Source organism: Eubacterium limosum (genome assembly GCF_000807675.2).
Taxonomy (GTDB): Bacteria; Bacillota; Clostridia; order Eubacteriales; family Eubacteriaceae; genus Eubacterium; species Eubacterium limosum.
Window position 1 is genome coordinate 3,245,788 of record NZ_CP019962.1, and the last position, 15,173, is coordinate 3,260,960.

Annotated in this window: 14 protein-coding genes; 12 read left to right on the forward strand and 2 right to left on the reverse strand. The window is 51.4% G+C overall.

Annotated elements, in window-relative coordinates:
* The first annotated feature begins 27 nt into the window (after positions 1–27).
* From B2M23_RS15155 to B2M23_RS15175, 5 genes are read left to right on the forward strand one after another with little or no spacing between them, the layout of a single operon-like run.
* On the forward strand, positions 28–1,749 hold the full coding sequence (locus B2M23_RS15155) for an FAD-dependent oxidoreductase (protein WP_052237462.1): 1,722 nt from the start codon (positions 28–30) through the stop codon (positions 1,747–1,749).
* On the forward strand, positions 1,746–2,990 hold the full coding sequence (locus B2M23_RS15160; protein WP_038353940.1) for an NAD(P)/FAD-dependent oxidoreductase: 1,245 nt from the start codon (positions 1,746–1,748) through the stop codon (positions 2,988–2,990). The genes B2M23_RS15155 and B2M23_RS15160 overlap by 4 nt, the downstream gene beginning before the upstream one ends.
* A gap of 6 nt (positions 2,991–2,996) precedes the next feature.
* Positions 2,997–3,362, forward strand: a complete 366-nt coding sequence (locus B2M23_RS15165; protein WP_038353939.1) for a DUF1667 domain-containing protein — start codon at positions 2,997–2,999, stop codon at positions 3,360–3,362.
* A gap of 10 nt (positions 3,363–3,372) precedes the next feature.
* On the forward strand, positions 3,373–4,782 hold the full coding sequence (locus tag B2M23_RS15170; RefSeq protein WP_038353938.1) for an FAD-binding oxidoreductase: 1,410 nt from the start codon (positions 3,373–3,375) through the stop codon (positions 4,780–4,782).
* On the forward strand, positions 4,779–5,906 hold the full coding sequence (locus tag B2M23_RS15175; protein WP_038353937.1) for a hypothetical protein: 1,128 nt from the start codon (positions 4,779–4,781) through the stop codon (positions 5,904–5,906). Before B2M23_RS15170 ends, B2M23_RS15175 begins: the two co-directional genes overlap by 4 nt.
* 15 nt (positions 5,907–5,921) lie before the next feature.
* Here the strand turns inward: B2M23_RS15175 and B2M23_RS15180 are convergent, their stop codons facing one another.
* Both B2M23_RS15180 and B2M23_RS15185 read right to left on the reverse strand, forming a co-directional pair.
* Positions 5,922–7,076, reverse strand: coding sequence for an FtsW/RodA/SpoVE family cell cycle protein (locus B2M23_RS15180; protein WP_052237461.1), 1,155 nt, complete (start codon positions 7,074–7,076; stop codon positions 5,922–5,924).
* A gap of 128 nt (positions 7,077–7,204) precedes the next feature.
* The gene (locus tag B2M23_RS15185; RefSeq protein ID WP_038353936.1) at positions 7,205–8,422 is read right to left on the reverse strand and encodes an iron-containing alcohol dehydrogenase; all 1,218 of its coding nucleotides are present in this window, start codon (positions 8,420–8,422) and stop codon (positions 7,205–7,207) included.
* Between the two features lie 151 nt (positions 8,423–8,573).
* Here B2M23_RS15185 and B2M23_RS15190 point away from each other — a divergent pair, with 151 nt between their 5' ends.
* The 7 genes from B2M23_RS15190 (at position 8,574) to B2M23_RS15220 (ending at position 15,173) form a co-directional block, all read left to right on the forward strand.
* Entirely contained in the window at positions 8,574–9,380 is an 807-nt protein-coding gene (locus B2M23_RS15190; protein WP_038353935.1) for an amidohydrolase family protein, read from the forward strand.
* A gap of 437 nt (positions 9,381–9,817) precedes the next feature.
* Complete coding sequence (gene abc-f / locus B2M23_RS15195; RefSeq protein ID WP_038353934.1) at positions 9,818–11,305, forward strand: ribosomal protection-like ABC-F family protein; 1,488 nt, start codon at positions 9,818–9,820, stop codon at positions 11,303–11,305.
* Between the two features lie 131 nt (positions 11,306–11,436).
* Positions 11,437–11,658, forward strand: coding sequence for an acyl carrier protein (locus tag B2M23_RS15200; RefSeq protein ID WP_013379911.1), 222 nt, complete (start codon positions 11,437–11,439; stop codon positions 11,656–11,658).
* A gap of 45 nt (positions 11,659–11,703) precedes the next feature.
* Positions 11,704–12,153, forward strand: coding sequence for an acetyl-CoA carboxylase biotin carboxyl carrier protein (gene accB / locus B2M23_RS15205; protein WP_038353933.1), 450 nt, complete (start codon positions 11,704–11,706; stop codon positions 12,151–12,153).
* Positions 12,150–13,514: an acetyl-CoA carboxylase biotin carboxylase subunit gene (gene accC, locus B2M23_RS15210; RefSeq protein ID WP_038353932.1), complete on the forward strand. Its 1,365-nt coding sequence runs from the start codon at positions 12,150–12,152 to the stop codon at positions 13,512–13,514. Before accB ends, accC begins: the two co-directional genes overlap by 4 nt.
* Positions 13,498–14,367, forward strand: a complete 870-nt coding sequence (gene accD, locus B2M23_RS15215) for an acetyl-CoA carboxylase, carboxyltransferase subunit beta (RefSeq protein ID WP_038353931.1) — start codon at positions 13,498–13,500, stop codon at positions 14,365–14,367. Before accC ends, accD begins: the two co-directional genes overlap by 17 nt.
* Positions 14,367–15,173 (forward strand): acetyl-CoA carboxylase carboxyltransferase subunit alpha, encoded by an 807-nt coding sequence (locus B2M23_RS15220; protein ID WP_038353930.1) that lies wholly within the window; start codon positions 14,367–14,369, stop codon positions 15,171–15,173. Before accD ends, B2M23_RS15220 begins: the two co-directional genes overlap by 1 nt.

Below are 15,173 nucleotides of genomic sequence, written 5' to 3' on the forward strand. Positions count from 1 at the left end.
GCCTGAAAGCAGAAAGGAGAGACAATCGTGTCCGATTGTGTTGCACAATTTTATCAGAAACTAGAGGACGATCCGTCATTAAAACATTACAAAATTGAAGCCAGCGCCGATGCGCGCGGGGTGATCACCCTGACTGGCGAAGTGGATGTCTGGCAGCATGTGGTTGACATCGGCCACGCGGCTGGAAAAAGCGGCGTAAAAGGGGTCGTCAACAGGCTGACCGTCAAGGGGGCAGAGACAGCCCGAAGAGACCGGGCAGAAGAAGTGAAAAAAGCAGAGGCCGTCGGTGTGATCGACAAAGCCGATATTGTGGTCATTGGTGCGGGGGTAACCGGCAGCGGTATTGCGAGAACGCTGTCGAAATACAATAAACGCATTATCGTGGTAGAAAAAGCCTCGGATGTGTCTGAAGGGACCTCCAAGTCAAACAACGGGATGATCCACTCAGGCTACGACTCAAAGGCAGGCTCTCTGAAGGCCCTGCTCAATGTAAAGGGCAATGCCATGTACACACAGTGGCAGGAAGAACTTCATTTTAAAATGAACCGCTGCGGCTCCTTTGTCGTAGGCTTTGACGCATCAGACGACGCCTATCTGGAGCAGTACTACGAGCTGGGAAAAAAGAACGGTGTGCCTGGCATTGCCATTTTAAGCGGCGACGAGGCCAGAGCCATTGACCCGGCAGTCAATCATGACGTGGTAAAGGCACTATGGACCCCATCGGCGGCCTATGTTGAGCCTTACGAGGTCGTTGAAGCCCTAATGGAAAACGCCATTGACAATGGGGCAGAGCTTATGCTGAATACAGAGGTATTGGGCTTTACCAGACAAGGCGCCCATTTAAACGGCGTGGTCACCGATAAGGGAATCATCGAAGCCGACTGTGTCATCAACGCCGCAGGCCTGTATGCCGACGAAATCGCAGAGCTGGCAGGCGACCGGTTTTACACCATTCATCCGCGCCGGGGCACACTGGTCATTCTGGATAAAAAGATTGGCAAAACCACCAACAAATGCTTTATCGGCACACCGCCTAAAAACTTTACCAAGGGCGGCGGCCCGACCCAGACACCCGAGGGCAACCCACTGTGGGGCCCCTCAGCCATCGAGGTGCCAGAAAAAGATGATTTGGCAGTGGACGAAGAGGATGTACGCTTTGTTATGGAAAAGGGCAAGCACCTGACCGAGGGCGCCTCCGAAAGAGATATTATCACCTATTTCAGCGGCTGCCGGGCATCGAACTATATTGAGGATTTTATCATCGAAGCGTCTGAAGTGCTGGACAACTTTATTCATGCGGCAGGCATCCAGTCTCCCGGGCTGGCGTCCTCACCGGCCATCGCTGAACGGGTCGAGGGGATTTACACAACGCTTCACCCCGAAGCCGCTGTGCGTGAGGATTATGATCCCATCCGTCCTGAGCACAAGGCTTTCAGAGATTGTACCTTGGAAGAAAAGGAAGCGCTCATCGCCAAAAATCCGCTGTATGGGCATGTGATCTGCCGCTGTGAAACCATTACCGAGGCCGAGATTGTGGACGCCATACACGGTAAAATACCGGCCACAACCGTGGATGCGGTGAAGCGACGTACCCGGGCAGGCATGGGGCGCTGCCAGGGAGGCTTCTGCGGCCCGAGGGTTGTGGAAATCATTGCCAGGGAACTGGGGATCGCGCCCGAGGAAGTTACCAAGCGTGGCGCGGGCTCAGAAATGCTGACCACAGCATCCAGAAAGGGGGAGGAAGAATGAATCGGATACAGACAGACTGCGCCATTATCGGCGGCGGCCCGGCAGGGCTGGCAGCAGCCGTAGAAGCGCATAAGGCAGGACTTGACACTTTGATTATTGAACGGGACCTTTCCCTTGGCGGTATTCTGCAGCAGTGTATTCACGATGGCTTTGGCCTGCTGCGGTTTAAACGCCGCATGACAGGAGGCCAGTATGCCCAGGCTTTTATCGATGAGGTAGAGGACGAGGGGATTGAAGTCAAGCTGGACACCATGGTGCTGGAAATCCGGCCGGATAAGACCATTTATGCGGTCAACGAAAAGGATGGCCTTCTTGAGATCAAGGCCAAATCTGTTATTCTGGCCATGGGCTGCCGTGAACGCACGCGCTCACAGGTCATGATTTACGGCACGCGTCCCGCTGGGGTACTGACTGCCGGAGCGGTTCAGCGCTACATAAATATGGAGGGCTATCTGCCGGGTAAGAAGGCTGTAATTTTAGGCTCAGGCGACATTGGCCTTATCATGGCAAGGCGTATGACGCTTGAGGATATCGAGGTGAAGGGCGTCTATGAAATCATGCATACCGAGGGCGGACTGACCCGAAATATTGTCCAGTGCCTTGAGGATTACAACATACCGCTGCATCTGGGCACAACCGTGACCAAGATCCACGGCAGGGACCGGATCGAGGGCGTTACTGTCGCAAAGGTAGACGAACACCTTAAGCCCATCGCAGGAACCGAAGAATATATTGACTGCGATCTTCTGGTGCTTTCAGTCGGCCTTATCCCTGAAAATGAGCTCAGTGAACAGCTGAATATTGAAATGGACCCGAGGACACGCGGTCCGGTGGTGGACGAGCGGATGATGACCTCCGTTCCCGGTGTCTTTGCGGCAGGCAATGTGGTTACAGTGTTTGACCTGGTGGACTATGTCTCCCAAACCGGAGAGATGGCGGCCCGCGGCGCAGTCCGCTACATAAAGGGTGAGAGCGGAGGTAATGAGTACCGTGCTGTGGAAGCCGGCGATAACATCAGTTTTGTGGTTCCCCAGAAAATAAGCGGGACAGCTGGAGAGGTTCCGGTCTTTATGCGGGTCAGAAAGCCTGACGAAAAGGTAAGGCTGGTATTTAGCCAGAATGGGCAGTCCCAAAAGCTGAAAAAACACGCGGTGGTCAAGCCGCCGGAAATGGTCTGTGAGGTCATTGACCTCGGCAAAACAACAGACGGCCCCATCTGTATCAGCGTGGCAAAGGAGTGATGGAAAATGGAAAAAAGAAATTATACCTGCATTGTCTGCCCCAAAAGCTGCAAGGGTGAGCTGACCATCAAGGATGATGGTACCTTTGAAACCGCTGGCTTTGACTGCAATAACGGGAAAAAATACGCGGTCAATGAGTATACCGATCCCAAACGGATGCTGACCACAACGGTTGCAATAGAGGACGGTATCTTTAACCTGCTGCCTGTGGTCAGCAGTGAAGAAGTCAGTAAAACGAAGCTCAGAGACTGCATCCATGCCCTTTACGGCATTGCAGTGAAAGCGCCGGTCCGGGCGGGCGATGTGGTGGTCTCGAATATTTTGGACACAGGTGTTGACATTATAGCGGCACGTGACATTAAAGCAAAGTAAGGAGAATACAATGAAAGAAAATATTGAAGGTTTTTTGAAAGCGGTTCAGGAAGAGCTGCCAGAGGTTACAGTGCTCCGGCGCGAGGAGGAACGCCTTATCTATGCCCATGGCTGTTATCCCAGAGAGTATAAATGGCTGCTTCAGGGGCCTTACAAGGTTCTGCCAGAAGCTATTCTCATGCCTGGAAGCACTGATGAGGTCAGCCGGATCATGGCACTCTCTCAGGAGTACAGTGTCGGCGTCATTCCTTTTGGCGGCGGCTCTGGCATTGTGGGCGGCAGTATTGCTGAAAACCATGAGGTCATGCTCGATATTAAAAATTTAAAGGAATTTGAAATTAACCCTGTCAACTGCACTGCTGTGGGCGGCGCGGGCCTGACCGGGGCAGATTTTGAAAACATGCTGAACGAAGCAGGTTATACCTGCGGCCAGTACCCACAGTCTTTCCAGAGCGCCGTGCTGGGCGGCATGGTCGCCACGCGCGCCATAGGAACCTTCTCTACCAAATACGGTAAGATGGACGACATGGTTAACTCCCTTGAGGTGGTGCTGCCAAACGGACATGTGCTGAACACACACAAAACGCCGAAGGCATCAACCGGGCCAGAGCTGGACCAGCTGTTTTTGGGCAGCGAGGGTGTATACGGGATTGTCACCAAGGTGGAAATGAAAATTTATCCAGTAGCCGAAAAACGCTATTTTGAAGCCTTTACCTTTAACCGTACCGAGGACGGTCTGGAAGCCATCCGCCAGTTTGTCCAGAACAATGTCCACCCGGCAGTGGTCCGTCTTTATGATGAAGAGGAAAGTGTTCCTAAAATGGAAAAATACGGCTTTGAAAAAGGCCACGTTTTTCTGGTCATCGGCTACGAAGGTCTGGAAAAGCAGGTGGATCTGGAACGGGAATACGTCCATCATTACTGTGCCTTAAATGGCGGTGTGCCTAAGGGGCCGAAGCCGGGCTATGACTGGTTCCACTCACGTTTTTCCACGAAAAAAATGCTGGATCACGACGCTATGAAGGGTGGCACAGCCGATGCCATCGAGGTGGCGGCACCCTGGGACTGCATTGCCAATGTGTGGCGTGAAATGCGCAAAGCCCTTGAGCCCATGTGCGAAAGCGTTGACTGCCACTTTTCACATGTATACCATACTGGCGCCAGTGTTTATGTGATCTTCCACGCCCAGACCGGCGGTGACGATTACGACGGTGAAAAGCGCTATATGGAATGTCTGGACACCGCCATCCGTACCAGCCTTAAATACGGCGGCAACGTCTCACACCACCACGGCAGCGGCAAAGCCAAGGCTGAATATTTACCCCTGGAGCACGGTGAAGCAGGTATCGAGGTCATGCAGAAAATCAAGGACGCCCTTGACCCCAAGGGATTAGTGAACAAAGGAGTGCTGGGATTATGAGAGAATTTACATTAGAACATTACGAAGACAAGCTGAACCACCAGGTGATCCATATGGACCAGGCTGTGTGCTATTGTCCGGAATTCCGGGCGAGCCATATGCTCCACGACTATCCCTCCCGCAGGCTTCAGCTGGCACGGGCGGTTTTCAAAGACGAAATGGCCCCCAATGACTACATCGCGGGGCTGGTATTCCAGAGTATCCTGTCACGCCAGGGAGAGCGCTGGCAGAACTTTGGCGAAAACCCCGAGGATTTGACAGACGTCATGATCCTCAGCCGTGAGCTGATGTTAAAAAAGGGTTTTGGCACCCAAATCGCCGAATCGCTTAAAGATACCCTGAAGGCAGGCGGTGGACATATCCTGAAAACCGACGCAGAGGCACTCAGACAGTGGCAGGAGGCTGTCCCGGTGCTTGAGGGCAGCGGTAATTTTCTCTTCCTGGACGACGCCACAGCCACCCTCGCCGCTGACAGCGCGTCTGGGCTGGGCCAGTGGTTTAAGGCGAGAGGCATTGCCTTTGAGCCGGAGACTGCGCCGGTTTTTGCAGGCTGGGAATACTTTGCCTATGGTATGGTGGACGAGGGGATTAAATATCTGGAAGGCCTGGTCAGCGGGCTTCAGGAAAAGGGGATAGAAGTCGTATATACCCTTTCAGGCCAGACCACCTATCTGCTGACACAGTTTGCAGAAAAGCTGGGGATCAGCGTTCCCTTTGAGGTAGTTTACCTTCCTGACGAGCTGAAGCTGCTTAAAATCGAAGCGCCCTCTTACTTTTACGGCGGCAGCTTTAACTGCCGTTTCCTGAGAAACGGCCAGGCCCTCAATGCGCTTGCCATCAACAGCGACGAGACACCAATCGCCACCAGTATGGAATTTTTACCATTGCTGAAGGCAGATAAGCGCGTCAATGTTTTAAATATCTGGCAGAAACCCCTTGGCGCAGAATACCACCTGATCGGTTTTGACGCGGAGATGGCAGCGCTTATTCAGAAAGATGCCCTCGCAGACATTGAAAAAGCCGGAGCAAAGCAGATTGTCGTCTTTGAGCCCTATGCCTATGCGGCGTTAAAGACAGCGATGCCTGACAAGACAGTCCTTTACTACCTTGAATGTTTACAATAAAAAAGAAACAGCTTCTCAGAGTTTTTCAGAGAAGCTGTTTCTTTTTACGCTCAGAATAAAGCCCGCACAGAGAAAAGCGCCCATAAGTGAGGAGCCTCCGCTGCTGAAGAATGGGAGGGGCAGCCCGATAACCGGCATCAGTTCAATGTTCATTCCGATGTTGATCACCGCTTCAGCAAGAAAAAGGGTAAAGACGCCAACAGCAATGGTACGTCCTCTGAAGTCATGGCTTCTTATGCCGATGGACAGGGTTTTGTACAGAATGCCTGCCAGCAACAAAATCAGGATGGCACAGCCCGCAAGACCCATGACCTCAGCCAGATGCGAAAAGATAAAATCATTATTAGCGGCGGGAATGTAGGTCGTATCGGGTTTGAAAAGGCCCAGACCAAAGAGCCCGCCTGCCTTAATGGCGGCCAGCCCCTGGTTTTGCTGGTATAGAATGGACTCCAGCGTCAGGCTGTCCAGCCTTCCGGGGGCAAAAACTGCCAGTATACGTGCCCTCTGGTAACCAGCCATCAGATGCCAGACGATCGGCACAGCTGCCAGTGCCGCAGCCGCAGTGCCGATAAAATAACGCAGCTTGTGCTTAACCGACAAAAACATGACCAGCCCCGTGACAAAAAAGATCAGCGCGGTGCCATCGTCACCCTGAAGGTGAATCAGGACAACCGGAGTCAGCAGATGGGCGATCAGACCAGCGACTGCCAGGGGGGCATCGGTATGGCGCACTGCGTACAGATGGAGAGAAAAAGTCAGGATAAAGCTTGATTTTGCCAGCTCGGTGGGCTGAAGGGCCAGGCCGAAGGGCAGGCGTATCCAGCAATAGGCGCCGGTATCGCCGGGGCTTACGCCAAAAGGGCCCGCCCGCAGAAAGGTCAGCAGCACCAACAGCCAGATCGCAGCCGTGTAGGTTATCCAGAGCGGTGTCATCCGGTGATAGTCCATACGGCTTATGATCAGGGCGCAGGAGAGACCTGCCGCCACAGCCAGCAGCTGGATCAGGGCTACACGATATTTTACAAGAAATTCCCAGAAGCCGGGAGCAGGGGCAGGGGAGACGCTGTTGCACCACGAAAGGAGCAGCGTGACAGACAGCAGTGAACAGGCTGCTATCAACAGAAGATAAAAACCATCGGTGTCTCTTAAAAATGCTTTGAGCTTAGCCATGCCGCGCCTCCTCCCTTTTATGGTCTAGTTTACGCCTGAATACTTGTAAAAAACTGTAATTTATTTAACGCTTCAGAAAAAATCAATAAAAAAGCAGGCAATTTATATGCCTGCTCATATTTGTTTCCTTACTCTGGCTGCTCAGGAGTAACCAGCTCTTCAAGCATGGCGACACATTCGTCATAATCCATGATTTTGGGGACTGGATAGGTTGGATTGGCTTCCTTGAGCACACGCTTGGCCAGCTCAGGAATATCCTCGATGCGCAGCGCATCAATGGTTTCCGGAATCCCCATATTGGCGTTCATTTCCTTAATCCGGTCGATAAAGCGATAGGACAGAATTTCCTCGCTGTCCCAAGGTTCGCCAAGGCCGGCGCACAGGGCAAGCTCAGAAAGCTTTTTTTGGGCCGCGTCTCTGGAAAACTCCAGAATGTGCGGCAGGATAACCGCGTTGGCAAAGCCGTGGGCCACACCGTAAAAACCGCCTAAATTGTGGGCGATGGCGTGGACATAGCCCACATAGGCCCGGGTAAAGGCAAGGCCTGCGTCAAAGGAGGCGACAGACATATTCTGGCGAAGCTTCAGGTTAGAGCCGTCTTTGTAAACTGCTTCCAGATCACGTATAATGACCTCGGTAGCCGCGAGCGCTTTTTCCTTGACAAAGGGCGCGTCATAGTGGCCGATATAGGCTTCGACGGCATGTGTAAGCGCATCCATGCCGGTGCTGGCGGTGAGAGCCGGCGGCAGGCCGACCATGAGCTCAGGGTCCAGCACGGTTGCCAGTGGCACGAGCTTGGGGTCGTTGATGGCAAATTTTTCGTGATTTGAGGTATCGGTAATAACCGCACAAACAGTGGCCTCAGAGCCGGTGCCTGCCGTGGTAGGAACGGCAAAGAACGGCGGGAGGCGGTGTGTCAGCTTGAACAGGCCCTTCATTTTTGGGATCGGCTTGTCATTGGTGACCTTGGCGGCCACGATTTTAGCGCAGTCCATGGAGGAACCGCCGCCAAAGGCAATGACACCGTCACAGCCTTCGGTATAGTAGGCTTCCAGCCCGTCATAAATATTTTCGAAGGTCGGGTTGGGCTGAACGCCGTCAAAGACAGAATAGTCGATGCCCGCTTTTTTCAGGGCTTCAAGGAATCCGTCGAGCAGTCCCATCTCCATTAAAGGTTTATCAGTAATAACGAGCGCTTTGTGGACATCACAGAGCGAAATAATTTCCGGGAAACGTTTGACCATTCCAGGGCCTACCAGGCTTGGTGGAATGGGGAGCTTGAGTACATTTAATACACCTTTCATCATAATATGCGATGTCCGGTACGGAATCGTCATCAGGTTCATAAGATTCACTCCTTCACTTTGTTATAGTCTCATTTTAAACGCTAAAAGTGTGCGGGTCAAGGAGAATTAAAAAACTGTTAAAAATATTGGGATTGCGGCAAGGAAAAATCAAGGTTATAATAGGTAGAAAAGATTAACAGAGGTGAAAGTTATGTTAATAGATACACATGTCCATCTGTTTCCGGACAAGCTTTGCCCGAAAACCATTGAAAAGCTGGCAAAGACCGACCCAAACCACCATCTGACCTATTATGGCGACGGGAGCCTGGGCTGTGCAGAAAAAAATATGAAGGAATGGGGCGTTGATCTGGGCGTTATGCTGCCCATCGCTACCAACCCGCACCAGCAGAAAAGCGTCAACGATTTTGCGGCCTATGTCCAGGATCACAGCGATGCGTTTATCAGCTTTGGCACCATCCATCCCGACGCGCCAGACTATATTGAAGAGCTCAGCCGCATTGTGGAAATGGGATTTCACGGCATAAAGCTCCACCCCGATTACCAGGGATTTTTCATCAATGAAAAGCGGCTGTACCCAATGTACCAGGCCATCAGTGACCGAAAGCTGCCGGTGGTATTTCATACCGGGTATGACCCCATCTCACCTGGCTGCATCCATGCCACGCCAGAGGCCGTGGTAGAAATGGCCCGGGAATTTCCAGAGCTGGCTATTATCGCCGCCCACACTGGCGGTCTGTACTTTGGCAATCCGCCGCAGGATATTTATCTGGATACCCCCAACGTAACCTTTGATACGGCCATTGCATCCTATACCTTTTCCCCTGAAGCCTACAGGCGTCTGATCGACATCTACGGCGCCGAACGGTTTATCTTTGCCACAGATAACCCCTGGGGAGACGCGGCCAAAGATCTGGCATTTTTTGAGGCAGTGGGTCTGACCCGGGATGAAAGGGAGCTGATTTTTCACGAAAACGCCGAAAGGCTCATTGGAATTTGACAGACCGTGTTGACAGCTGTCCGAAATGCTGTTATAATGACTTCGAAATCTAAAAGAGAACAGGAGATGTGAAGATGCGTAATTTTTCTTGCTAAATATTTTAATATGGAAGTGTGCCAGTCCGCTTTGCCGGGTCTTTTTGGTGTGCTTCAGCAAGAAAGATAACGATCTGATCGCTCATAAAATATAGACAGAGGTGACAGACAAATTCGGTCCGTCACGGTATGTCAGGATACTTTCCTGATGACATCTGCGCATTTTTTGAACCGCAAGAAGGTTATTATACTTTCTTGCGGTTTTTTGGCGTTTGATGTTTTGTCCAAATGTGCCAGAGCAAATCTGGCAGCAAATAAGAAGCGTTAGCGGATGAAACGAATGAATGTTGCAGAGAAAGGCTTTCACTGCGGCATGTGATCCTTTTTATCAGGAGGTTAAATATGTCTTTAATAAATGTATCGAATCTGACTTTTGGCTACGACGGAAGCTATGATACGATTTTTGAAAAAGTGTCCTTTCAGCTTGACACCAACTGGAAGCTGGGCTTTACCGGGCGCAACGGTAAAGGGAAGACTACTTTTTTAAAGCTTTTGATGGGCCAGTATGAATACAGCGGTACCATTGCAGCGTCGGTTGATTTTTCTTATTTTCCCTTTAAAGTTGAGCAGAGAGAGCGGAATACTATCGACATGGTGGATTCACTAAATGGAAATTACGCGTTCTGGGAGCTCCAGAGAGAGCTTTCCATGCTGGAGGTTGACTACGATGTCCTGTACCGGCCCTTTAGCACATTAAGCGAGGGAGAACAGACCAAGGTGCTGCTGGCGGTTCTCTTTCTGAGAGAAAACCAGTTCCTGCTCATTGATGAGCCCACCAATCATCTGGATATGGCGTCAAGAGAGCTGGTAGGACAGTACCTGAACACCAAGCGCGGGTTTATCCTGGTTTCTCATGACCGCTATTTTCTGGACCAGTGCGTGGACCATATTCTGTCCATTAACAATACAGATATTGAGGTGCAGCGGGGAAATTACACATCATGGGTGCAGAATAAAGAGCGGCAGGACCAGTACGAGATGGGGGAAAATGAAAAACTGAAAAAAGAAATTGCGAAAATGACCACAGCAGCCAGACGGACCGCCGGATGGTCGGACGCTGTGGAAAAAACAAAGAAAGGCGCGAGCAGAAAGCTTGTAGCAGGCCTGAAGCCAGACCGCGGCTACGTGGGGCATAAGGCCGCAAAAATGATGAAGCGCTCAAAGGTTACAGAGGCGAGAAAGGAAAAAGCCATTGAGGAAAAGTCAAAGCTGCTGAAAAATATTGACTGGGCCGATGAGCTTGCCATAAAAACCCTGAGCTATCCTAAAAACAGGCTGATCGAAGCCAGAGGGCTGTCCATCACCTACGATGGAGATGCGGTTTTTGAGGATGTCAGCTTTGAGGTGAACCGGGGCGACCGGGTGGCCCTCAGCGGTAAAAACGGATGTGGAAAATCCAGTATCCTGAAAGCAGTTTTGGGTGAGAAAATCTGTCACAGAGGAGATCTCATCATTGGAACAAATCTTGAATACTCTTATATTTCCCAGGACACCTCATTTCTGGCCGGGAGCCTGAGAAATTATATCCGTGAAAACAGCCTTGACGAGAGCCTGCTCAAGGCGGTTCTCAGAAAGCTGGGCTTTTCCAGAGAGCAGTTTGACAAACGTCTTGAGGACTACAGCAGCGGTCAGAAAAAGAAAGTGCTGCTGGCAGCAAGCCTGTGCAAACCGGCCCATCTCTATATCTGGGACGAGCCGCTGAACTTTATTGATGTGCTGTCCCGCATACAGATCGAGCATTTGATCTGTCAGTATGAGCCGACCATGCTTTTTGTGGAGCATGACCGCATGTTTATGGAAAATGTGGCGACAAAGGTAGTAGCTTTGTAGACTGCCTTAAAAATCTTTAAGAAATAAGAATGAAATCGTAACCTCAAAATATTTTAACATAAAACTATTTACAATTGAAAACATTTCGGATATACTTTTAACCTGTAAGTAATTTTAAGGAGGACGTAATTGTGTTAGAACAGGTTAAAGAAATTATTGTAGAAGCGATCAATGTAGATGAGGACTTAATTGTACCTGAAGCAAAATTGCAGGAAGACCTCGGCATTGACTCTTTATCTGCCGTTGAACTGGCCATGGAACTTGAAAACGCATTTGATATCCGTATCGAAGACGACGCATTGGCAAATTTAAAAACAGTTCAGGATATTCTGAATATCGTTGAAAATAAATAAGGGGCTGGGGAGCAAGCTCCCCGGCGCTCACAGGCAGGTAAACGGATGAACATTAACGAACTTGAAAAAATAGTCCAGATCTTTGACAGTTCCGCCCTTTCAAAAATGGAGCTGCAGAGCGGGGACGTTACCATAAAATTAGAAAAAGGAACAGAGAGCGCCGTCGTGGCTGCAGTGCCGGCTGTTAAACAGACAATGGTTCCGGCGGCAGTGCCGGATGCCAGTGCGGCTGAAGTCTGCGAGGAAGCCAAAGGCCATTGGGTGAAATCGCCTCTGGTGGGTACCTTTTACCGTTCCAACATCAAAGACGGAGAACCGCTGGTAAAGGTAGGGGATACCGTCAGGAAGGGAGACCTTCTGTGCATTATTGAGGCCATGAAGATGATGAATGAAATCCGCAGCGACCGCGACGGCGTCATTACAGCCATCAATGTCGAAAATGAAACCATGGTGGAATATGATGAAAAAATCATTTGTATTGGAGAGGTCCAATGATTGAACGTATTTTAATCGCCAACCGCGGAGAGATCGCCGTCCGGATTATTCGGACCTGTAAGGAAATGGGCATCGAAACGGTGGCGATTTATTCGACAGCAGACAAGGACGCGCTGCATGTACAGTACGCCACCAAGGCGGTGTGCATCGGCGGTCCGAGATCTGATGAAAGTTATCTGAATATGCAGCGTATTTTAAGCGCCGCCTGTCTCACCGGCTGCGATGCGATCCATCCGGGCTTTGGGTTTCTATCCGAAAATCCAGCCTTTGCGCGTCTGGTTGAACAATGCGGGCTTATTTTTATTGGCCCGGATGCCGATGTCATCGAGATGATGGGCAACAAGGCAAGAGCCAAGGAGACCATGATTGAGGCAGGAGTGCCTGTTATTCCCGGTTCCAGAGGTGTGGTAGAGCTGGACGAGGCCTTTCAGGTCGCCAGGGACATTGGGTTTCCAGTGCTCATTAAAGCCAGAAGCGGCGGCGGGGGTCGTGGCATGCGCATCGCAGAATCCGAGGAGGATTTTATTGACGCCTATACCACAGCCCGGGCAGAGGCGAGGACAGCCTTTGGCGACGACGGCGTCTACGTCGAAAAGGTCGTGCAGAGCGCCAAGCATATCGAGGTACAGCTTCTGGCAGACCATTACGGCAATGTCCTGCATCTTTTTGAGCGGGACTGCTCGCTTCAGCGCCGCAACCAGAAAATTGTTGAGGAAGCACCCTGCTGCTGTCTTCCGGAAAAGATACGGGAGGCCATGACCGCCGATGCGGTCAAGGCCAGCCGCTACGTGGGCTATAACAGTGTTGGAACCATTGAATTTCTGTGGGACGGCGCAGAGCGTTATTACTTTATGGAAATGAACACCCGCATACAGGTTGAGCACACTATCAGCGAAATGATCACAGGCATCGACCTGATCAAGCAGCAGATCCGCATTGCGGATAAGAAGAAGTGTAACCTGAAGCAGGAGGATATCCGCTGTCTGGGCCACGCCATCGAATGCCGGATCAACGCCGAGGATGTGAGCGCGGATTTTGCCCCAAGACCGGGACATATCAGTTTTCTGAACCTTCCGGGAGGCAGAGGTGTGCGTGTGGACACAGCCATCTACAACGGCTATGACATCCCACCCTATTACGATTCCATGATCTTAAAGTGTATCACAAACGGTGAGTCCCGTCTGGAGGCCATTAAGAAAATGCGGATCGCTTTGGAAGAGCTGATCGTTGAGGGTGTTCCCAACAATGTGGAATTTTTATATGTGCTGATGCACGAGCCGGAATTTATCAAGGGCCGCTTTGACACCGGCTATGTCGATACCTTTGTACAGGAGCTGAAGGATAATGGAACAATCGTTTAAGGAAAGAAAAAACAAGCTGACGCTGTTCAAGACACTGCGTCACGCCATCAAGGACAAGCAGGGCCGTGACATACCGGACAACGTGTTTATTACCTGCCCGAAGTGCAAGGCAAGCACTCCCTCCGAATCGCTGATGCACGACCTGTATGTCTGCCCTGAATGCGGCTATCATTACAAGCTCAGCGCCAGAGAGAGAGTGCGCCAGATCTGTGACAGAGGGAGCTTTTCAGCCATTGACAAAAATCTGGTCAACCCGGATACCGACGCTTTTCCAGGCTATACAGAGAAAATTGATTCCTGCCAGCGCCAGACGGGCATGTCTGAGGCAGTGCTGACCGGCATTGGAAAAATTGGCGGCAGAAAGACAGCAGTGGCTGTCATGGACAGCCGATTTATGATGGCCAGCATGGGTAGTGCCGTTGGCGAACGGATCACGCGCCTGATCGAGCTTGCCACTAAAAAGAGACTCCCCCTTGTAATCTTCTGTGCCTCCGGCGGAGCGCGGATGCAGGAAGGAATCATCTCTCTTATGCAGATGGTTAAAACCAGCGCGGCCCTTGAACGTTTTTCAGAAGCCGGCGGTTTTTACCTGAGTGTTCTGACCAATCCGACCACCGGAGGCGTCAGCGCCAGCTTTGCGACGCTCGGAGATATTCTCATCGCTGAGCCGGACAGCCTTATCGGCTTTGCGGGCAAGCGTGTGATTGAGAATACCATCAAGGAAAAGCTTCCAGAGAATTTCCAGAAGGCAGAGTTTTTACTGGAAAAGGGCGCCATTGACGCCATTGTACACCGCAGCCAGATGAAATCAACCATCGAAAGGCTGCTGGTCCTTCATGAGAGGAGAGGCTGATGACAGAAGAAAACAAAAAATGGACGGCCTGGGATAAGGTGATGATGGCCAGACGGCCGGAACGCACCCGCGCTCAGGCCTATGTAGACGCGCTGTTTGACGGCTTTATGGAGCTGCACGGCGACCGTCTGTATGGTGATGACCAGGCGCTTCTGGCGGGCGTCGGTTTTTTTCATGGACAGCCGGTTACCATTCTGGCACAGAATAAAGGAACCAACCTCCAGGAAAACCTTGACCGCAACTTTGGAATGATGAACCCGGAGGGATACCGAAAGGCGCTGCGGCTCGCACAGCAGGCGGAAAAATTTAAACGGCCGGTCATCACCTTTGTGGACACCTCCGGCGCTTACCCGGGCAAGGGAGCAGAGGAGCGGGGACAGGCCTCGGCCATTGCCGAATGTCTCAAGGTTTTTTCAGACCTCAGAGTGCCGGTGCTGTGCCTGGTTATCGGTGAGGGAGGCAGCGGCGGCGCTTTGGCCTTGAGTGTGGCAGACCGGATTTATATGATGGAGCATGCGGTATACTCGGTGCTGTCGCCCGAAGGCTTTGCGAGTATCCTGTGGAAAGATGATTCACGCGTGCAGGAGGCGGCTGAAGTCATGGAGCTTACTGCCCAGGATCTGCACCGCAAGGGTATTGTAGATGAAATCATCAGTGAACCGGCAGATGGTGTGGAGCAGTGCGTGGATTTCGTCGTCTCACAGATGGACGCTTTGATCGAGCGGGATCTCAGGGCGTTGGGCCGGAAAAAGACAATGGAGCTGACAGCAGAACGCTATGAAAAGTTCCGAAAAATAGGAGCGTAG

What these genes read in the sequence shown, in the direction of transcription:
- accD (WP_038353931.1), top strand. Translation starts at nt 13,498, where the DNA reads ATGGAACAATCGTTTAAGGAAAGAAAAAACAAGCTGACGCTGTTCAAG.
- B2M23_RS15190 (WP_038353935.1), top strand. Translation starts at nt 8,574, where the DNA reads ATGTTAATAGATACACATGTCCATCTGTTTCCGGACAAGCTTTGCCCG.
- B2M23_RS15165 (WP_038353939.1), top strand. Translation starts at nt 2,997, where the DNA reads ATGGAAAAAAGAAATTATACCTGCATTGTCTGCCCCAAAAGCTGCAAG.
- B2M23_RS15180 (WP_052237461.1), bottom strand. Translation starts at nt 7,076, where the DNA reads ATGGCTAAGCTCAAAGCATTTTTAAGAGACACCGATGGTTTTTATCTT.
- B2M23_RS15220 (WP_038353930.1), top strand. Translation starts at nt 14,367, where the DNA reads ATGACAGAAGAAAACAAAAAATGGACGGCCTGGGATAAGGTGATGATG.
- B2M23_RS15175 (WP_038353937.1), top strand. Translation starts at nt 4,779, where the DNA reads ATGAGAGAATTTACATTAGAACATTACGAAGACAAGCTGAACCACCAG.
- B2M23_RS15185 (WP_038353936.1), bottom strand. Translation starts at nt 8,422, where the DNA reads ATGAACCTGATGACGATTCCGTACCGGACATCGCATATTATGATGAAA.
- accB (WP_038353933.1), top strand. Translation starts at nt 11,704, where the DNA reads ATGAACATTAACGAACTTGAAAAAATAGTCCAGATCTTTGACAGTTCC.
- abc-f (WP_038353934.1), top strand. Translation starts at nt 9,818, where the DNA reads ATGTCTTTAATAAATGTATCGAATCTGACTTTTGGCTACGACGGAAGC.
- B2M23_RS15160 (WP_038353940.1), top strand. Translation starts at nt 1,746, where the DNA reads ATGAATCGGATACAGACAGACTGCGCCATTATCGGCGGCGGCCCGGCA.
- B2M23_RS15170 (WP_038353938.1), top strand. Translation starts at nt 3,373, where the DNA reads ATGAAAGAAAATATTGAAGGTTTTTTGAAAGCGGTTCAGGAAGAGCTG.
- accC (WP_038353932.1), top strand. Translation starts at nt 12,150, where the DNA reads ATGATTGAACGTATTTTAATCGCCAACCGCGGAGAGATCGCCGTCCGG.